This is a genomic window from Arthrobacter sp. TJ-270 (genome assembly GCF_058269075.1).
Genome location: NZ_JBZCNB010000001.1, coordinates 448,813 through 467,584, shown reverse-complemented (window position 1 = coordinate 467,584; position 18,772 = coordinate 448,813). Strand labels below are relative to the sequence as shown.

15 protein-coding genes are annotated in these 18,772 nt (G+C 64.4%); 12 read left to right on the top strand and 3 right to left on the bottom strand.

The window, feature by feature from the left end:
• The first annotated feature begins 99 nt into the window (after window positions 1–99).
• Complete coding sequence (locus tag AC4D2M_RS02165) at window positions 100–645, top strand: DUF421 domain-containing protein (protein ID WP_490889589.1); 546 nt, start codon at window positions 100–102, stop codon at window positions 643–645.
• A 3-nt stretch (window positions 646–648) separates the two neighbouring features.
• Window positions 649–1,470, top strand: a complete 822-nt coding sequence (locus AC4D2M_RS02160; RefSeq protein ID WP_490889588.1) for a shikimate 5-dehydrogenase — start codon at window positions 649–651, stop codon at window positions 1,468–1,470.
• A gap of 9 nt (window positions 1,471–1,479) precedes the next feature.
• On the opposite strand, the gene AC4D2M_RS02155 is transcribed toward AC4D2M_RS02160, so the two are convergent.
• Entirely contained in the window at window positions 1,480–2,688 is a 1,209-nt protein-coding gene (locus tag AC4D2M_RS02155; protein ID WP_490889586.1) for a class I SAM-dependent methyltransferase, read from the bottom strand.
• A 257-nt stretch (window positions 2,689–2,945) separates the two neighbouring features.
• On the opposite strand from AC4D2M_RS02155, the gene groES reads away from it, so the two are divergent.
• The 7 genes from groES (at window position 2,946) to AC4D2M_RS02120 (ending at window position 12,141) form a co-directional block, all read left to right on the top strand.
• Complete coding sequence (gene groES / locus AC4D2M_RS02150; RefSeq protein WP_490889585.1) at window positions 2,946–3,242, top strand: co-chaperone GroES; 297 nt, start codon at window positions 2,946–2,948, stop codon at window positions 3,240–3,242.
• A gap of 93 nt (window positions 3,243–3,335) precedes the next feature.
• The gene (gene groL / locus AC4D2M_RS02145) at window positions 3,336–4,946 is read left to right on the top strand and encodes a chaperonin GroEL (protein ID WP_490889584.1); all 1,611 of its coding nucleotides are present in this window, start codon (window positions 3,336–3,338) and stop codon (window positions 4,944–4,946) included.
• A 134-nt stretch (window positions 4,947–5,080) separates the two neighbouring features.
• The gene (gene guaB, locus AC4D2M_RS02140) at window positions 5,081–6,691 is read left to right on the top strand and encodes an IMP dehydrogenase (RefSeq protein WP_490889582.1); all 1,611 of its coding nucleotides are present in this window, start codon (window positions 5,081–5,083) and stop codon (window positions 6,689–6,691) included.
• A 51-nt stretch (window positions 6,692–6,742) separates the two neighbouring features.
• Window positions 6,743–8,596, top strand: coding sequence for an ABC transporter ATP-binding protein (locus AC4D2M_RS02135; RefSeq protein ID WP_490889581.1), 1,854 nt, complete (start codon window positions 6,743–6,745; stop codon window positions 8,594–8,596).
• Between the two features lie 58 nt (window positions 8,597–8,654).
• Entirely contained in the window at window positions 8,655–9,794 is a 1,140-nt protein-coding gene (locus AC4D2M_RS02130; protein ID WP_490889579.1) for a GuaB3 family IMP dehydrogenase-related protein, read from the top strand.
• A 50-nt stretch (window positions 9,795–9,844) separates the two neighbouring features.
• Complete coding sequence (locus AC4D2M_RS02125) at window positions 9,845–11,569, top strand: glycerol-3-phosphate dehydrogenase/oxidase (RefSeq protein ID WP_490889577.1); 1,725 nt, start codon at window positions 9,845–9,847, stop codon at window positions 11,567–11,569.
• A gap of 86 nt (window positions 11,570–11,655) precedes the next feature.
• A complete protein-coding gene (locus tag AC4D2M_RS02120; protein WP_490889575.1) occupies window positions 11,656–12,141 on the top strand; it encodes a PTS sugar transporter subunit IIA in 486 nt (161 codons plus the stop codon).
• A gap of 16 nt (window positions 12,142–12,157) precedes the next feature.
• Here the strand turns inward: AC4D2M_RS02120 and AC4D2M_RS02115 are convergent, their stop codons facing one another.
• Window positions 12,158–13,945, bottom strand: coding sequence for an ABC transporter ATP-binding protein (locus tag AC4D2M_RS02115; RefSeq protein WP_490889573.1), 1,788 nt, complete (start codon window positions 13,943–13,945; stop codon window positions 12,158–12,160).
• Window positions 13,938–15,656, bottom strand: coding sequence for an ABC transporter transmembrane domain-containing protein (locus AC4D2M_RS02110; protein ID WP_490889572.1), 1,719 nt, complete (start codon window positions 15,654–15,656; stop codon window positions 13,938–13,940). The genes AC4D2M_RS02115 and AC4D2M_RS02110 overlap by 8 nt, the downstream gene beginning before the upstream one ends.
• Before the next feature lie 128 nt (window positions 15,657–15,784).
• On the opposite strand from AC4D2M_RS02110, the gene AC4D2M_RS02105 reads away from it, so the two are divergent.
• From AC4D2M_RS02105 to guaA, 3 genes are read left to right on the top strand one after another with little or no spacing between them, the layout of a single operon-like run.
• The gene (locus tag AC4D2M_RS02105; RefSeq protein WP_490889570.1) at window positions 15,785–16,603 is read left to right on the top strand and encodes an SURF1 family protein; all 819 of its coding nucleotides are present in this window, start codon (window positions 15,785–15,787) and stop codon (window positions 16,601–16,603) included.
• Window positions 16,600–17,064 (top strand): DUF3817 domain-containing protein, encoded by a 465-nt coding sequence (locus AC4D2M_RS02100; protein WP_490889568.1) that lies wholly within the window; start codon window positions 16,600–16,602, stop codon window positions 17,062–17,064. The genes AC4D2M_RS02105 and AC4D2M_RS02100 overlap by 4 nt, the downstream gene beginning before the upstream one ends.
• A 45-nt stretch (window positions 17,065–17,109) precedes the next feature.
• A complete protein-coding gene (guaA, locus tag AC4D2M_RS02095; protein WP_490889566.1) occupies window positions 17,110–18,696 on the top strand; it encodes a glutamine-hydrolyzing GMP synthase in 1,587 nt (528 codons plus the stop codon).
• The last annotated feature ends 76 nt before the right edge of the window (window positions 18,697–18,772 follow it).

The following is an 18,772-nucleotide window of genomic DNA, read 5'->3' as shown; positions in this document are numbered from 1 at the left end:
GCTCTACGGTCGCTGAAGACGCCTCTGGGACTTAGTGTGAAGGTCAAGCCTTCGTGAGAAGAGGCACAACATGCACGCCGCGAGGAGCGAAAAGCATGAATGATCAGGAACAGGTTGGGAGTCGGTATGTGGTTCGATAGCTGGGCTGATGTTGGTCGGGTACTGCTGGTCGGCTCCGCCGCCTACGTCCTTCTCGTCGTCGTTCTTCGATTGTCGGGCAAGAGGACCCTCAGCCAACTCAATATCTTCGATTTCATCATCACGGTCGCACTCGGATCCACGCTGGCAACCATCCTGCTCAGTTCCGATGTCTCCTGGACTGAGGGAGCGTTCGCACTCGCCCTGCTGGCGGCGCTGCAGTTCATCGTGGCCTTTTTGTCGTCCCGCTGGCCTGGGTTCAGGGGAGCGATCACTTCCCGTCCGGTTCTCCTGTTCAGAGATGGCCAGGTCCAGGAAGAGGACCTCCGCAGGAACCGGCTGACGAAATCGGAACTTCTCCAGGCCGCCCGAATGCAGGGCAACGGTGACCTTTCCAACGTCGCGGCGATTGTGCTGGAGACCAACGGGAAAGTCAGCATTATTTCGAAGCAGAAGTTTGGTGATGGTTCCACGCTGGAGGACGTGAAGGGCGCAGGTCATAATTGACGGGTGCCGATCCTGAATAAAGACATGGTCCTGTGTATTTCCCTCGCTGCGAGGCCTAGCAACATCGGAACCCGTTTCCACAACTGGCTTTACGACCAGCTTGGGCTGAACTACATCTACAAGGCGTTCACCACCACGGACCTGCAGGCCGCCATCGGAGGTGTCCGGGCATTGGGGATTCGCGGGTGCGCCGTGTCCATGCCGTTCAAGGAGGACGTGATCCCGCTGATGGACCGGATGGATCCCTCGGCGCTGGCGATCAACTCGGTGAACACCATCGTGAACGACGACGGCGTCCTCACCGCGTACAACACCGACTACCTTGCGGTCGCCGAACTGATCGGACAGCGGACGGAGGTAACGCCGTCGTCGTCGGTTCTGTTGCGCGGATCAGGCGGAATGGCCAAGGCTGTTGCGGCGGCCGTGAGGGATGCGGGATTCACGCAGGTCACCGTCGTGGCCCGGAACGAAGAGGCAGGCAGGCGCCTGGCGGGGCTGTACGGGTTCGAGTGGCAGGCCGAGCCCGGCGATTCCACCGCGGACCTGCTCATCAATGTGACCCCGCTCGGTATGGCAGGGCAGGACGAGGAGGTCCAGTCATTCAGCGACGAGGCGATTGCTTCATCGTCGCTGGTGTTCGACGTCGTTGCGTTGCCGTCCGAAACGCCGCTTGTCCAGGCTGCCCGGCGAGCAGGCAAGCCCGTGATTACGGGTGCCGAGGTAATCGCGCTGCAGGCCGCCGAACAGTTTGTGCTCTACACCGGGGTGCGGCCGACGGCTGAGCAGATCCGCGAGGCGGGCGAATTCTCGCGCCGGCCGGCCTAGTTTTTCCCCTTAGCCCAGCACCGGATCGACGACGACGGCGACGCGGTCTTCACCGATCCTCGTCAGTACCAGCGTGGCTTTGCGGACTGACTTCTTCGAGCCGGCGAGCAGTTGTTTGCGCAGCTCCTCGGGGGTGACGGAGGTCCCGCGCTTCTTGATGTCGAGGACGCCGATGTCGTTTGCCTTGACCCAGGACTTCAGGGCCTTCACGTTGTACGGCATGACGTCAAGGATCCGGTAGGGCCTCGCGAACGGGGTTTCGACCAGTTCCGGCGCGCAGATGTACGCGATGTGCGGATCGACCAGGTGTCCGCCGATGCGCCGTGCGACGTCGGCAACCAGGCCCGTGCGGATCACGGCGCCATCCGGCTCGTAGAGGTACCCCTCGACGGGACCGAGCGGGGCGTCGTCCTCGCCGAAGTCGGTATTGCTGGTGAGTTCCGTGGCGCCCGCCGCGCCGATCAGCAGGGCGCTGCGGCGGACGTTGTCGCGGCGGAGCGCATTGAACCAGAGGACGACTTCGGTGACATCGCCGTCCACTGAGACCCACTGCGCTTCGCAGTTCGGAGGGATGGCGTCGTGGGGTATCCCAGGGCCCAGCTTCACGCCGACCGGCATCCCTGTATCGGCGAGGCTCTCGACGAAGGACAGGGGAGGCGAAAAGGCCTCCGGGTCGAAGAGGCGTTTGGTGCCCGAGCTGGAAGTGGTCCTTCGGGCCGGATCCAGCCAGACGCCGTCGTACCCGCTGAGGTCCACCGTTGACGCGTCAGCGTTGACCACCGTGGCGTTGGACCAAGGCAGGAGGTTCATCGTGGCGGCTGCCGCGGTGGTTTCATCAAGTTCGACGGCGGTGACGTCGCGTTCGAGGGTGGCCAGGGCCATCGAGTCGGCGCCGATGCCGCAGCCGAGGTCGGCCACCTTCTGTAGCCCGGCTGTGACGTAACGCTGGGCGTGCCGGGCGGCGACGTTGAGCCTGGTCGCCTGCTCGAGTCCGGCGGGCGTGAACAGCATCCGGGCGGCGAAGGGACCAAACTTGGCCTGGGCCTTGGCCCGCAGCCGGGACTGGGTGAGGGCCGCGTTCACCACCTCGGGGGAGTGGCCCGCAGCGCGGAGCTGTTCGTTGAGCCGGAGGCTTTCGGACTCGGAGTAGGGTCCGAGCGAGTTGAGCAGCTCCCAGCCCTCGGGAGTCAGGATGGGCTCAAGGAGGTTCTGGGTCAAGGTACCGCTTTCGGCGAGGGGGCTGGGCCGGGCTCTTCAGTCTAGACGTCACTCTCCCGGATCGGATCCCCCACCTGCTTTGCAGTGACACTTTGGCACTCGCCTTGACCGAGTGCTAACCGTTGCATAAAGTCGGACTTGGCACTCTCGCTATGAGGGTGCTAATCCTTCGAGGATGCGCCAACCGGCACCGCGACGACGGTCAGCGCCTGCTCGAAACCCCAGATTCATTCAAACCAAGTGAAGGAGAGGTCCGAGTGTCGGTCTCTATCAAGCCTCTTGAAGATCGTATTGTTGTTCGGCCGCTGGAAGGCGAGCAGACCACCGCTTCCGGTCTGGTTATCCCGGACACCGCCAAGGAAAAGCCCCAGGAGGGCGAGGTCGTCGCAGTAGGCCCCGGCCGCGTTGACGACAACGGCAACCGCGTTCCGGTCGACGTAGCTGAAGGCGACGTCGTCATCTACTCCAAGTACGGCGGAACCGAAGTCAAGCACAGTGGCCAGGAGTACCTGGTTCTCTCCGCCCGCGACGTTCTGGCGATCGTCGTCAAGTAGTTGTGCAGAAGAACCCCGGTCACATTCGGCCGGGGTTCTTTCCTGTAAGTAAGCGCATCCCTGCACAAGCCTGAAAGGAACGTAACCAATACAATGGCAAAGCAGTTGGAGTTTAACGACGCCGCTCGCCGCTCGCTGGAAGCCGGCGTCGACAAGCTGGCCGACACCGTCAAGGTGACGCTCGGCCCCCGCGGACGCAACGTCGTCCTCGACAAGAAGTGGGGCGCCCCCACCATCACGAACGACGGCGTGACCATCGCCCGTGAGGTTGAGCTCGACGACCCCTTCGAGAACCTCGGCGCACAGCTCGCCAAGGAAGTTGCAACCAAGACCAACGACGTTGCCGGTGACGGCACGACGACGGCCACGGTCCTCGCACAGGCACTGGTCAAGGAAGGCCTGCGCAACGTTGCTGCCGGTGCGGCCCCGGGCGCACTGAAGCGCGGCATCGAGGTCTCCATCGAGGCCGTTGCCGGCCGCCTGCTCGAAAACGCCCGCGAGGTCGTTGGCAAGCAGACCGCAAACGTTGCCGCTATCTCGGCCCAGAGCCAGGAAGTGGGCGACCTGCTCGCCGAAGCCTTTGAGAAGGTCGGCAAGGACGGCGTCATCACGATCGAGGAATCCTCGACTACGCAGACCGAGCTCGTCCTCACCGAAGGCATGCAGTTCGACAAGGGCTTCCTGAGCCCCTACTTCGTGACCGACCCCGAGCGCCAGGAAGCCGTCCTCGAAGACGCGCTGATCCTGATCAACTCGGGCAAGATCTCCGCTCTGCAGGAGTTCCTGCCGCTGCTCGAGAAGGCGCTGCAGGCCGGCAAGCCGCTGTTCATCATCGCTGAGGACATCGAGGGCGAAGCACTGTCCACCCTGGTGGTCAACAAGATCCGCGGCACCCTCAACGTTGTTGCGGTCAAGGCTCCCGGTTTCGGTGACCGCCGCAAGGCCATGCTCCAGGACATCGCCACCCTCACCGGTGCGCAGGTCGTTTCCCCGGATCTGGGCCTGAAGCTCGACCAGGTCGGCCTCGAAGTGCTGGGCACGGCCCGCCGCATCACCGTGACGAAGGACGCCACCACCATTGTTGACGGTGCAGGCAGCGAGCAGGATGTTGCCGATCGCGTTTCACAGATCCGCGCCGAGGTTGAGCGCACGGACTCTGACTGGGACCGCGAGAAGCTCCAGGAGCGCCTCGCCAAGCTCGCCGGCGGCGTTGGAGTCATCAAGGTCGGCGCAGCCACCGAGGTTGAGCTCAAGGAAAAGAAGCACCGCATCGAAGATGCTGTTTCTTCCACCCGCGCAGCCCTGGAAGAAGGAATCGTCGCAGGTGGCGGTTCCGCGCTGATCCACGCTTCGAAGGTCCTCGAAGAAGACCCGGCTGTGCTCAAGCTCGAGGGCGATGCGGCTACCGCCGTCGGCCTCGTCCGCCGTGCACTGGTCCAGCCGCTGCGCTGGATCGCCGAGAACGCAGGCTTCGAGGGCTACGTTGTCGTTGACAAGGTCGGCCAGCTTGATGTCAACCACGGCTTCAACGCCGTCACCGGCGACTACGAGAACCTCGTAGATGCCGGCATCATCGACCCGGTGAAGGTCACCCGCTCGGCCCTGCGCAACGCAGCTTCGATCGCCGCACTGGTTCTCACCACCGAGACCCTCGTGGTTGAGAAGCCGGCCGAAGAAGAAGAGCACCACGGCCACAGCCACTAGCGGCACATAGCCACTAAAGGCACCAGCCACCGGCAGCACTTGGCCGCCAGGGGCGCTCGAGCAACGTTCCGGTCTTCCCCGAAGGCCGGAACGTTGCTCGTTTCACATCTTTAAAGGGGTCATTGGAATAGGGGATGGATTCCATTCGTTCTACGATAGAAGCCGGAACGCGCCGGTCCACCGCACTGGCGATACTCCCACAGCATCCCCCCGAAAGAGGCGCCGCGTTGAGCGAACAGTCGACCCCCCATGATCCCTTCGGCTTTGTTGGCCTGACCTACGACGACGTCCTGCTGCTGCCCGGACATACTGACGTCATCCCGTCCGAAGCGGATACCAGTTCCCGGGTTTCGAAGCGCATCAGTGTGCAGACCCCGTTGTTGTCCTCCGCCATGGACACCGTCACCGAAGCCCGCATGGCGGTTGCCATGGCGCGCCAGGGCGGCCTCGGCGTCATCCACCGCAACCTGTCGATCGCCGACCAGGCCGAGCAGGTGGACCGCGTCAAGCGCAGCGAGTCCGGCATGATCACCAACCCGGTCACCGTCGGCCCTGACGCCACCCTGCGCGAGCTCGATGACCTCTGCGGCCATTACCGCGTCTCGGGCCTTCCCGTGGTCGACGGCGACGGCAGGCTCCTCGGAATTGTCACCAACCGCGACACCCGGTTTGTCTCCGAGCACGAGTTCCCGCACCGGCTGGTCCGCGAAGTGATGACCCCGATGCCGCTGGTCACGGGCCACGTGGGCATCAGCGGTGAGGATGCGATCGGCCTTCTGGGCAAGAACAAGATCGAGAAGCTTCCCCTTGTCGACGACGACGGCATCCTCCGCGGCCTCATCACCGTCAAGGACTTCACGAAAGCGGAACAGTATCCGCTGTCCACCAAGGACGACGAGGGCCGCCTCCGTGTCGGAGCCGCCATCGGTTTCTTCGGCGACGGCTGGGAACGCGCCATGACACTGGTCGACGCCGGTGTGGACGCATTGTTCGTCGATACGGCAAATGGCCACAGCGCCGGCGTCCTCGAGATGATCGCCCGGCTCAAAGCCGAGAAAGCCGCCGGGCACGTAGACGTCATCGGCGGTCAGGCCGCTACCCGGGAGGGCGCGCAGGCGCTGATCGACGCGGGTGCTGACGGCATCAAGGTGGGCGTGGGACCGGGTTCCATCTGCACCACCCGCGTGGTAGCCGGCGTCGGCGTCCCCCAGGTGACGGCCATCTATGAGTCCGCCAAGGCAGCAATTCCCGCCGGCGTTCCGGTCATCGCCGACGGCGGCCTGCAGTATTCGGGTGACATCGGCAAGGCACTGGTCGCCGGTGCGGACACCGTCATGCTCGGCTCGCTCCTCGCTGGATCGGCTGAAGCTCCCGGCGAACTGGTTTTCGTCAACGGCAAGCAGTACAAGACCTACCGCGGCATGGGTTCTCTCGGCGCAATGCAGACCCGCGGCAAGAACACGTCCTACTCCAAGGACCGCTATTCCCAGGGTGACGTCAGCGGTGATGACAAGCTCATCCCCGAGGGCGTTGAGGGCCGGGTCGCCTACCGGGGCCCGCTGTCGTCCGTGGCGTACCAGCTGGTCGGTGGCCTGCGCCAGACCATGTTCTACACCGGGGCGCGCACCATCCCGGAGCTGAAGGCCAAGGGCAAGTTCGTCCGGATCACATCTGCCGGGCTGAAGGAATCACACCCTCACGACATCCAGATGACCGTTGAGGCGCCCAATTACGGGTCCAAGTAGCAGTTCGAAGTAGACGGTCCAGGTAGCAAGCCGAATAGCCGGACAGAGCAGATGAGCGACGAGTCCCTGCGCCCACCGCGGCCGGCTCGTCCGCGGCCTGCTCTGCGGCCGTACGCCCGTGCGGTGGGGCAGGTGCTGAAGGTCAGCATCAAGGCGTCGCCGGGCGGCGTCGCTATGAAAGTGGTCGGCTCGCTCATAGCTGCCGTCCTGCCGCTGGTCACCACCTACTTCGCTGCGCTTACGACGACGGCGCTTGCCGAGGCGTACGCCGGTGACCCTGATGCCGGTGGGCAGGCCATCGTGTATGTGGTGATCACCGCGGTCCTTGGCCTGCTGTGGGGCGGGTTCAACGGCGTCGACCGCTATATCCAGCAGGTGCTGAGCTTCCGCGTCGGGGCGATCGTAGGTGACCTGATGTATGAGCGGTTCCTCGCGCTTGAGTTCTGGCGGTATGACGACAAGGAAACCGTCGATCTCTACGACCGCGCCCGCAGGTTCTCCGACTCCTACTCGCGGGTGCTGGACCGCATTGCGGCAATCTTCACGCAGCTTGTCTCGGTGGTGCTCGCCATCGGCGCACTGGTACTGGTCAGCTGGTGGATCGCGTTGATCGTGCTGGTGGCCATCGTTCCCAGCGTGTATCTGCAGTTCCGCCTCTCTCGTGAACAGATGGCCCACTGGAACACCCAAGTCGACTCGCGGCGGCAGCGGCGGATGATCGAAACGAATCTCATGCGCCCGCAGCACATCGCTGAAATGCGGCTCTACGGCATTGTGGGTTATCTGATGGACCTGCGGTCCCGGCTCCGCGATGCCGATGAGAAACGCCGTCTCGAATTCCAGCGCAAATACATCCCCAGGCAGCTGCTCGCTGACTCGCTCCAGTACGGAGCCGAGGTGATCGCACTGATCTGGGTGGTCGGCCAGATCATCGTCCGCGCCCAGCCTGTCGGCCAGTTTCTCTACGTGCAGCAGATCGTCAGCCGCGCACTGGGAACGGCAACCAGTCTCGTCACCTCGCTCAGTTCCATCGACGAGGACCTGGCGAACCTGAAGGACTACGAGGAGTTCATGGGGTATCCCGTCGCCGTCGAAGGCCAACGGCGGTTGCAGCGGGCGCCGTCGTCCGTGCGCCTTGAAGACATCCGGTTCACCTACACCGGAAGCGACATCGAGGTGCTCAAGGGAATCTCGATGGATATCCGCAGCGGACAGCACGTCGCCATCGTCGGGGAGAACGGTGCCGGTAAATCGACGCTCATCCGGATTTTCGCCGGCCTCTATCAGCCGAGCGCCGGGCGCGTTCTGCTGGACGGTGAGAACCTTGCCAACATTGAGATCTCCTCCTGGCACCGGCACCTGGCAGTCATGTCGCAGGACTTCCTCAAGTACGAATTTGCGACCGCAGCCAACAACATCTATTTTGGCGACGTCTCCGAGCTGCGGGATGACGAACGCATCGTGCGCGCAGCCCACGACGCCGAAGCCGAAGACTTCATCAAAAGACTGCCGGGCCGCTTCGAGAACCACGTCAGCAACTGGATGGAAGACCCGCGCGGGCGCAAGGGCAGCGGACTCTCGGGTGGGCAGTGGCAGCGCCTGGCGATGGCACGGAACTTCTACCGGGACGCAACATTCATCGTGATGGATGAACCCACCTCGGCAATAGATGCGCTCGCCGAACACCGAATCTTCGGACGTCTGTTTGCCGACCGCGAGCACACCATCATCGCGGTGAGCCATCGATTGGCGACCATCGAGAAAGCCGACGTCGTCTACATGCTCGAGGACGGCCGCGTCGTCGAGTCCGGCACCCACACAGAACTGGTGGCACTGCGCGGACGCTACTTCAGGATGTTCGAAAGCCAGCTGGTGGGTGAGGACAGGACGGGGACGGTGAGCTGATCCCGTCCTGGCTTTCGTCGAAGCAGGACCGCGATTCGAGCTGGGATAACCTAGACCAGTGACTTATGAGATTGAGATCGGCCGAGGCAAGCGCGGACGCAGGGCATACTCCCTCGATGACATTGCGGTGGTCCCGTCCCGCCGCACCCGCGACCCACTGGACGTCTCGGTCCAGTGGCAGATTGACGCATACCAGTTTGAGATGCCGGTCATCGCAGCCCCCATGGACTCGGCCATGTCGCCTTCCACCGCAATCGCGATGGGCAAGCTGGGTGGCCTCGGCGTGCTCAACCTCGAGGGACTCTGGACCCGCTATGAGGACCCCACGCCCGTCCTCGAAGAGATTGCCGGCCTCTCCACGGAGGACTTCAGCCCCGCGGCCACGCGTCGGATGCAGGAGCTCTACGAGGCCCCGATCCAGGCTGAACTGATTACCAGCCGGCTGGCTGAAATGCGCGACGCCGGCGTCACGGTTGCCGGTTCGCTGACCCCGCAGCGCACGCAGGAGTTCTACAAGACAGTCCTGGCCGCCGGCGTCGACATCTTCATCATCCGCGGCACCACTGTCTCCGCGGAACACGTGTCCAAAAACGAGGAACCCCTCAACCTCAAGCAGTTCATCTATGAGCTCGACGTCCCGGTGATCGTCGGCGGCGCCGCCGGTTACACACCGGCGCTGCACCTCATGCGCACCGGTGCGGCCGGCGTCCTGGTCGGCTTTGGCGGGGGAGCGACGACGACCACCCGCCGCGCCCTCGGGATCCATGCGCCGATGGCCTCGGCCATCTCGGATGTTGCCGCCGCCCGCCGGGATTACCTGGACGAATCGGGCGGCCGCTACGTCCACGTCATCGCGGACGGCGGAATGGGCGCAAGCGGGGACATCGTGAAGGCCATTGCGGTCGGAGCCGACGCCGTCATGCTGGGCTCCGCGCTGGCCCGCGCCGAGGAAGCCCCCGGCAAGGGCTGGCATTGGGGGCAGGAAGCGCACCACAGTGAGCTTCCCCGCGGCGACCGGGTGAATGTCGGTACGGTGGGGCCGCTTGAGGAAGTGCTCTGGGGGCCGTCACATCACACCAATGGCGCCTCGAACATGATCGGTGCGCTGCGCCGCGCCATGGCAACCACCGGTTACTCGGATCTGAAGGAGTTCCAGCGGGTGGAGGTAGTGCTGTCGCCCTACCTTTCCAACGGCTGATTGCCTAAGGTTGAGGGACCGATTCGCGACAACGAAGGTGGATAACGGCCATGAACAAAGGCGCCCTCAGCCCCCAGCAGCGCGAAGAATCACTTGCTGCCCTGAAGTCCACTACCGAACCCGGCAAGGAACTGGACATCCTGATCGTGGGCGGCGGTGTCGTCGGCGTTGGTTCCGCTCTGGACGCGGTGACGAGGGGTCTTGATGTCGGAATCGTCGAGGCACGGGACTGGGCCGCGGGCACATCATCGCGGTCATCAAAGCTGATCCACGGCGGTCTGCGCTACCTTGAGATGCTCGACTTCGCTCTGGTCCAGGAAGCGCTCAAGGAGCGAGGGTTGCTGATCCAGCGGATCGCACCGCACCTGGTCCGCCCCGTACCGTTCCTGTACCCGCTGACCAAGCGCTTCATCGAGCGCCCGTATGTCGGCGCTGGAATCTTCCTCTACGACACCATGGGCATGACCTCCGGCAACTCGCGCGGGGTCCCCATGCACAAGCACCTTTCACGCAGGGGAACCCTCCGGGCTGCCCCGAGCCTGAAGGATGACGCCATGGTGGGCTCCATCCGCTACTACGACGCCCAGGTCGACGACGCGCGCTACGTCGTCAACATGGTGCGCTCCGCCGCCTCCTACGGCGCCAAGGCTGCAAACCGCGTCTCCGTCGAAGACTTCCTGCGGGAAGGCGAACGCGTGGTCGGCGCCCGGGTCAAGGACCATGAGACCGGCGAGGAATTCAACATTCGCGCCAAGCAGATCGTCAATGCAACCGGTGTCTGGACAGACGAAACCCAGGCCATGGTCACAGAGCGCGGACAGTTGAAGGTCCGAGCCTCGAAGGGTATCCACCTGGTGGTGCCCAGGGACCGTTTCCAGTCCACCGTGGGGCTCATCCTGCGCACCGAGAAATCCGTTTTGTTCGTCATTCCCTGGGGCAGGCACTGGATCATCGGCACCACGGACACCGACTGGGACCTGGACAAGGCCCACCCTGCGGCGTCGTCGTCGGACATCGACTACATCCTTGAACACGTCAACCGCGTCCTGAAGCGGCCCCTGACACGCGAAGACGTGGAAGGTGTCTATGCCGGCCTGCGTCCGCTGCTCGCCGGGGAGAATGACTCCACGGCCAAACTTTCGCGTGAGCACGTCGTGGCGCACCCTGTCCCCGGCCTGGTCGTCGTCGCCGGAGGCAAGTGGACTACGTACCGGGTCATGGCAAAGGACGCCGTGGATGAAGCCTCGCGCGCCCTCGATGAGCGGGTACCCGAAAGCTGCACCGAGACCGTTCCCCTGCTCGGCGCCGAGGGCTACAAGGCGGCATGGAACAAGCGTGCACGCATGGCCGAGGAGTACGGGGTCCATGTGGCCCGCGTTGAACATCTGCTCCAGCGGTACGGGACCCAGGCGGAACTTGTGCTTGGGCTTATCCGGGAAAATCCCGAGCTCGCCGAACCGCTTCCCGGCGCTGACGACTACCTGGGTGCCGAGGTTGTCTTCGCGGCCACCCATGAGGACGCCCGCCATGTCGATGACGTACTGACCCGCCGCACCCGCATCTCGATCGAGTCCTGGGACCGCGGTGTGTCAGCGGCTCCCGTGGTGGCGGACCTGATGGCTCCGCACCTTGAGTGGAGCGAAGCCCAGGTTGACCGTGAGGTTAAGCACTACCTCGCGCGGGTGGAAGCCGAGAGACTCAGCCAGCAACAGCCCGACGACGTGTCGGCGGACAGCGCGCGCATGGGAGTCGAAGACATCGTCCCGCTAAGCTAGTACCCGCATCGCGGCGCCGGTCAGGCACTGGCGTCCGGAGCACTCGTCCTTACGCCAGTTCCCAAAATTTCCGTGAGAGGCCGGTTGTGACCCCCCTCGACCTGCATGATGCCGAACTGACCACACCGCAGATGGTGATCCTCGACATGGTGGCTGAGGACAAGGCCGACGCCGCTGCCCAGTTGGCTGCCCGCCTGCACGAATGCGGGCGGATCACAGACCTCGAGGCCTTCCTCGCGCAGGTCAATTCCCGTGAGCACCAGATGGCCACCGGCCTGCCCGGCGGCGTGGGTTTGCCCCACGCCCGGAGCGAGTACGTGGAGCAGACCTCCATCGCCGTGGGCGTCACGCGGTTCGGGCACAGCCTGGATTTCGGCGCGCTGGACGGGCCGGCAACCCTGGTGCTGTTGATTGCGACTCCGGCGGGGTCCTTTTCGGAGCACCTCGAGGTGCTCGCCACGCTGGCGCGTTCCCTGTTCAAGGAGAACTTCCGCGAATCGCTCCGCAGGGCGCACGACGCCGAAGTGATCAGCGAGCTCATCAACTCGTCGCTGGTGTTCTTCGACCACTAGCGACGGGCCTGCGAACCTACTCCGTCCGCCAGGACCGCCACAGCGACGCATACGAGCCGCCGAGCGCAAGCAGTTCATCGTGCGAGCCCAGCTCGGTGATGTTGCCGTTCTCCACCACTGCCACGCGGTCGGCGTCGTGCGCTGTATGGAGGCGGTGAGCGATCGCCACCACCGTGCGGCCCTCAAGCACGGCGCTCAGGGACCGTTCGAGGTCCCGAGCCGCCTGAGGATCGATCAGCGATGTCGCCTCGTCGAGCACCAGCGTGTGCGGATCGGCCAGCACCAGCCGCGCGAGGGCGACCTCCTGTGCGTGGGCAGGGGTCAACTCATATGCACCCGACCCAACCTCCGTGTCCAGACCCTCCGGCAACGCGCGCGCCCAGGCCAGGGCTCCGACGTCGTTCAGTGCCTGTTCGATTTGTGCCTCTGTTGCGTCAGCCTTCCCAAGCCGGATGTTGTCCGCGAGGGAGCCCACGAACACGTGGTGCTCCTGGGTCACCAGGGCAACCTCGCGGCGCAGGGCATCCAGTGGCCGGTCCACGAGAGGCACACCGCCCACCGTGACGGAACCGCCGGTGGGCGGGTGGATGCCCGCAATGAGCCGCCCGAGCGTCGACTTCCCCGCACCGGACGGGCCGACCATCGCCAGACGTTCTCCCCGGCGCAGCTGAAGGTCCACGCCGTGCAGCACATCGTGGCCGGGGCGATAGGCGTACCGGGCACCGGAGACGGTGATGTCGTCGGATTCGGGCTGCTCCTTCGTTGCGGTGCGGTCACCCGGAACGTTCTTGATTCCGATGATCCGCGCCAGAGACGCCGCACCCACCTGGATCTCGTCCGTCCACATGATGAGCAGGTCCACCGGATCGATCAGACGGACGGCGAACAGTGCCACCGTCGCGACGGCGCCCGGAGTCACCGCATCCGTGGAAGCCAGGAACCCGCCCCACAGCAGCACCCCGGCGACAGGGAGCCAGAAGGCGGTGTCCGCCGCCGGAAAGAGCACCGACCGCAGCCACAGGGTGTACCGCTCTGCAGCAAAGCTGCCCGCTAATGATTCGTCCATCCTGGCCCGGCGCAGTGCACCCAGTCCGAGTGCGTCAACGGTCCGGGCACCCTCGATGGTTTCGGTGATTGACCCGTTCACCACCGCGTAGCTTTCCCGTTCCGTTTTGTACCCTGTTGAGCTGCGCTTGAGGTACCAGCGCGTGGCCGGGTAGAGCAGCGGAACGCCCACCAGAAGGGCAAGCGAGAGCACCGGAGAGGTGAGGATCGCGGCAGCAAGCGTGATGATGATGGTCACCACCGACACCACCACCTGCGGAACACCGAACCGGACGGTGTGGGACACGGAGTCGACGTCGTTCGTCGTCCGCGAGACCAGATCACCCGTGCCCGCCTTCTCCACCGTGGACAGCGGCAGCGAGGTGACCTGAGCCATGAAGTCTTCACGCAGCTCCGCAAACACCGTCTCGCCGAAGACCATGCCGGCCCGGACGGCGAACTTGCGCAGGAGGGCCTGCACCAGGAGGAACCCCAGCATCAGCAGCGACATCCCAGCGATGAAGCCCGAGGTGGTGCCCGCGATGACCGCATCGAGAACTTTGCCGAGGATGAACGGACCCGCGAGCCCCGCGGCAGCTGAGCCGACGTAGAGCAGCACCACCACGGTAAGCCCGCTCCGGTGCTGCCGGATCAGCCGGAACGACTCCGCCTTCACGGCGCGCGCGTCAGCGACCGGCAACTTGCCGGACGCAGCTACGCCGGGGTCCGTTGCCTGCTCAATCACTTGCGTATCACTCACTGCGTATCACCACATTCCGGTAGGCAGGGACGGCCGACATCAGTTCCTGGTGTGTTCCTTCCGCTCGGAGACGGCCGTCTTCAAGGAACACCACACGGTCCATGGCACCGAGCATCAAAGGGCTGGCAGTTACGACGACGGTGGTTCTGCCTTCGCTACGCCGCACGCCTCCCAGCCCCTTGGCAATCCGGGACTCCGTATGCGCGTCGACAGCGCTGGTCGGTTCGATGAGCACGAGCGTCTCGGCGTCGGCCAGCAGCGCCCGCGCAAGCACCAGGCGCTGGCGCTGTCCGCCGGAAAAGCCGCGTCCCCGCTCAGTGACTTCGGAATCGAGGCCGGCCTCAAGACCGTCCAGGATGTCCAGGGCGCTCGCGGCTTCGAGTGCAGCAAGGATCTCCGTGTCGCTGTGCCGCCCGTGCGGATCGAGCTGGCTGCGCAGGGTGCCTGTGAACAGCTGCGGGTTGGCCTCGCTCACCACAATCCGGCGTCGGACCTCCGCAAGGGGAACCTCGTGCAGTGCGGCCGGGCCCCACCTGACCACAGCCTCCCTCAGCACGGCGTCGTCGAACCGTCCGAGGCGGGTGGCGAGGTCGGCCGAAGAAGCAGGATCTGCTGAAACCAGGGCGGTGAGACCGCCCGGCATCAGTGCCACACCACTCGAGGTGTCGACGAGGAGAGCGGGCGCCGAGGGTGCAGCGGTGGTGGCGTTGTCGGTGATGTTCGCGTCAACGGACAGCACATTGATGATCTTGCGGGCACCAACGAGCGCCCGGATCGAGTGTGAGACGCCATCCGCGGCGCTCCGGATGGGAGTCATGAGGAACACGGAGTAGCCGAACAGGGCGACCAGCTGGCCGGGTTCAATCTCACCGCTCAGCACCAGCGTTGCACCCACCCAGCTGAACACCACACTGAAGGCCCCCGCGATGAAAACCTGCGAGGCCTCCAGAGTTGCAAGGGAGCGCGCAACCTTGATTCCGGCGTCGCGCGTTTCCGCTGACCGTTCACGGTACCGGTCGACGAAGATGTGCTCGCCGCCGATCCCGCGCAGCACGCGCAGGCCGGCAACAGTGTCGGCACCGACAGCGGTCATCTTCCCCGAGGCTTCACGCTGTTCGCGCTGGCGTGCCTGCAGTGGACGCACCACGAACAGGAGGAGGGCGCAGCATACGGGGACGCCAATCAGCACAAGGATTGCCAGTGTGACCGAACTCAGCGCAATGAGCGCACACACGACGAGCCAGGAAACCAGCGCACCTGCGAGCCGGGCAGCTATATAGAAGATCTCGCCGAGTCGGGTCGCGTCCGACGCGGCCGTTGACACGACCTCGCCGGTGGAGAGTTTCTGGGGCAGCGCGTCACCTGTGCGAGTGATCTTGTAACCCACGAGACGGATAGACTTGAAGGCTGCCTGCATCCAGTTGCTGATGGCCGCGCGGTGCGCAAGCATGCCGGTGAAGGCCTGGCTGACCGTGAGGACCAGCAGGATGCCGACCCACCAAAGCAGCGCATCCCAGCTGCGCCCGATGATTCCCTCGTCGACCGCACGCCCCAGTGCGAAGGGGACAACCGCCTGCGCCACCATGAGGAGCGTTTCCAGTACGGCGGCGGCAGCCAGAGTGCCCTTCTGCCTGGCGGCCAGCCACAACAGATAGCGGGACGGCGACCGAAGGTCGGGCGGACCTGGATCGGGGTAGGGGTACGAGCGCACGAGACACAATCGTAGTCCTAAATCCTCCGAAGTGATAGATAAATCCCAACCACTGTTTTGTGTGATCTCGATCTCCTCCGACGGAAAGAAATTCGCTCCGGTCAACCAGCACCAAGTACCGTTAAGAAGTGTTGAAAACCGCGCTCAAGCCGCGATGGATCCTAGCCCTGATCCTCGCGATGGCTATCGCCGCGTTTTTCGTCCTCTTGAGTCAGTGGCAGTTTTCGCGCTCGCAGGATGCCGCTCCACCGCCTCCAAGTACCACCGAGCAGGTTCAGCCCCTCACTGAGGTGTTCCAGCCGGGCATCCCCATGACTGCGGGGGTTGCCGACCAAATGGTGCGCATGGAGGGTCGCTTCCTGCCGGACACCCGGGTCCTGGTGGAGACCCGGCTGCAGGAGGACCGTGACGGCCTGTGGCTGGTTTCGGCTTTCGAGGTTGCTGGATCAGGCGAGCCCGCGGCGGTTATCCCAGTGGTTCATGGCTGGGTTCCCGACACTGGGTCCGCCTCCGAAGTTCCTGAGCGCGTAGGCACGGCGGTGGTCGAGGGCCGGCTTCTCCCCACCGAAGCTCCGGAAGTTGAGCGGCCGGTTCCCGGGCAGGTCCCCACGCTATCCGTTGCCCAACTCATCAACGTCTGGGATATCCCGGCGGTGTACTCCGGGTTCGTCGTGTCCTTCGAGACTGTGCGGGACGGCAGCACCGTCCCGCCTGAGGCGCCCCTGGAAGCGGTGCGTATTGACCCGCAGCCGCAGGAAACGCCGGTGAACTGGCTCAATATCTTCTATGCCGTGGAATGGTTCGTCTTCGCCGGCTTCGCTTTCTTCCTGTGGTGGCGGCTCGTTGCTGACGACCACCGCCGCATGCTTGAAGACGAACAGATTGAACACGACGAACACAGTGAAGACAGCTCGAACGAACCGACCACCGACGAGGTAAGAACGTGACCGAACGCGCACCCGCCAAGAACCCTGCCCGCAAACGCCGCTTCGGCGGAACACACGCCCAGATCCGATCGGCGCTCAGCTTCTACAAGGTGCTGGCCTATGCAACCGGCGTGATGCTGCTGCTCGTAGTGGTGGAGATGGTTGCGAAGTACGGCTTCGGCGCGGAGATCATCGCCGGCGGATCCGCCGGAGCGCTCGGCCTCGTCGAGGAATCCCAGGTCGACGGCGCGGGCGGTTTCAACCTGTCCACGGCCGTTCTCATCGTCCACGGCTGGCTGTACGTGGTGTACCTCATCGCCGATTTCCGGCTCTGGCAGTTCATGCGGTGGCCGTTCTCCCAGTTTGTGATCATCGCACTCGGCGGTGTTGTCCCGCTGCTTTCATTCATCGTTGAGAAGCGCGTTCACCGGCGTGTGGAAGAGGAACTGGCCGCCCACCCGGAAGCCAAGACGAGGTACTGACTGCACAATGTGCAGCGTTACCCCTACTACCACTATTGTTGATGCGTGACTACCCCCGCTTCTGCCACTGAACACCAGCCTGTACTCGTCGTCGATTACGGCGCCCAGTACGCCCAGCTGATTGCCCGCCGCGTTCGGGAAGCGGATGTTTACTCCGAGATTGTTCCGCACACGATCAGCACCGACGAGCTGCTGGCTCGCAATCCTGTGGCCATCATCCTCTCGGGCGGCCCGTCCAGCGTGTATGCCGATGATGCCCCGCGGGTGGACCCCCAACTGTTCGACGCCGGTGTCCCGGTCCTCGGTATCTGCTACGGCTTCCAGGCGATGGCATCCGCGCTCGGCGGCACAGTCGCGAAGACCGGTCTGCGCGAATACGGTTCCACCGATGTCGTTGTTTCCAACGGTGCGCGGTCGATTCTTGAGGGAACCCCTGACCACCAGAATGCCTGGATGAGCCACGGCGATTCAGTGCAGGCGGCACCGGACGGTTTTGAAGTCCTGGCCAGCACCGCGGGTGCTCCGGTCGCAGCGTTCGCCAACGAAGGCAAGCAGCTCTACGGCGTGCAGTGGCACCCCGAGGTCAAGCACTCGGCGCACGGCCAGCAGGTCCTGGAAAACTTCCTGTTCAAGGGTGCGCGCCTGAACCCGAACTGGACTACCGGCGACATCGTCGAGGAACAGGTCGAGCGAATCCGCCAGCAGGTGGGGGACGCCCGGGTAATCTGCGGGCTTTCCGGTGGTGTGGACTCCGCCGTCGCAGCGGCTCTCGTCCAGCGGGCGGTCGGTGACCAGCTCACCTGCGTCTTCGTTGACCACGGCCTGCTCCGCGAGGGCGAAGCAGAACAGGTGGAGCGGGACTTCGTTGCCGCCACCGGGGTCAACCTGTACGTCGCGAATGAGCAGAAGCGGTTCCTCGAAGCCCTTGAGGGTGTCGAGGACCCGGAGACCAAGCGCAAGATTATCGGTCGCGAGTTCATTCGCGCATTCGAGGAGGCCGAGCGCGCCATCATCGCTGAGGCCGAAGCCCACGGAGAGAAGATCCGCTTCCTCGTGCAGGGCACGCTCTACCCGGACGTCGTCGAATCCGGCGGTGGCGAGGGTGCAGCCAATATCAAGAGCCACCACAACGTCGGCGGCCTTCCGGAAGACCTGCAGTTTGAGCTTGTGGAGCCCCTGCGCACGCTGTTCAAGGATGAGGTGCGAGCCGTCGGTGCCCAACTCGGTTTGCCGGCAGAGATCGTCGGACGCCAGCCATTCCCGGGCCCGGGTCTCGGTATCCGCATTGTCGGTTCCGTCAACCAGGAGCGCCTCGAGCTGCTCCGCAAGGCAGACGCAATTGCGCGGGCAGAGCTCACGGCTGCGGGCCTCGATAACGAGGTGTGGCAGATGCCGGTGGTCCTGCTGGCCGATGTGCGAAGCGTCGGCGTCCAGGGCGACGGGCGCACCTACGGGCACCCGATCGTGCTCCGCCCGGTATCCAGCGAAGACGCCATGACCGCGGACTGGTCGCGGCTTCCGTATGATCTCCTCGCCCGAATCTCCAACCGGATCACCAACGAGGTCGACGGCGTCAACCGCGTGGTGCTTGACGTTACAAGCAAGCCGCCGGGCACCATCGAGTGGGAGTGACCCCTCCACCGGCGCTCAGCGTCGGTCGAGGCCGCTCGATCAGCAGGTAAATTGATGACGGTCCGCGTTGCTTGCA

Bases quoted from the DNA above. Each gene is read 5' to 3' on its own strand.
- AC4D2M_RS02165 (WP_490889589.1), top strand. From the start codon at position 100: ATGATCAGGAACAGGTTGGGAGTCGGTATGTGGTTCGATAGCTGGGCT.
- groL (WP_490889584.1), top strand. From the start codon at position 3,336: ATGGCAAAGCAGTTGGAGTTTAACGACGCCGCTCGCCGCTCGCTGGAA.
- guaB (WP_490889582.1), top strand. From the start codon at position 5,081: ATGGATTCCATTCGTTCTACGATAGAAGCCGGAACGCGCCGGTCCACC.
- AC4D2M_RS02135 (WP_490889581.1), top strand. From the start codon at position 6,743: ATGAGCGACGAGTCCCTGCGCCCACCGCGGCCGGCTCGTCCGCGGCCT.
- AC4D2M_RS02125 (WP_490889577.1), top strand. From the start codon at position 9,845: ATGAACAAAGGCGCCCTCAGCCCCCAGCAGCGCGAAGAATCACTTGCT.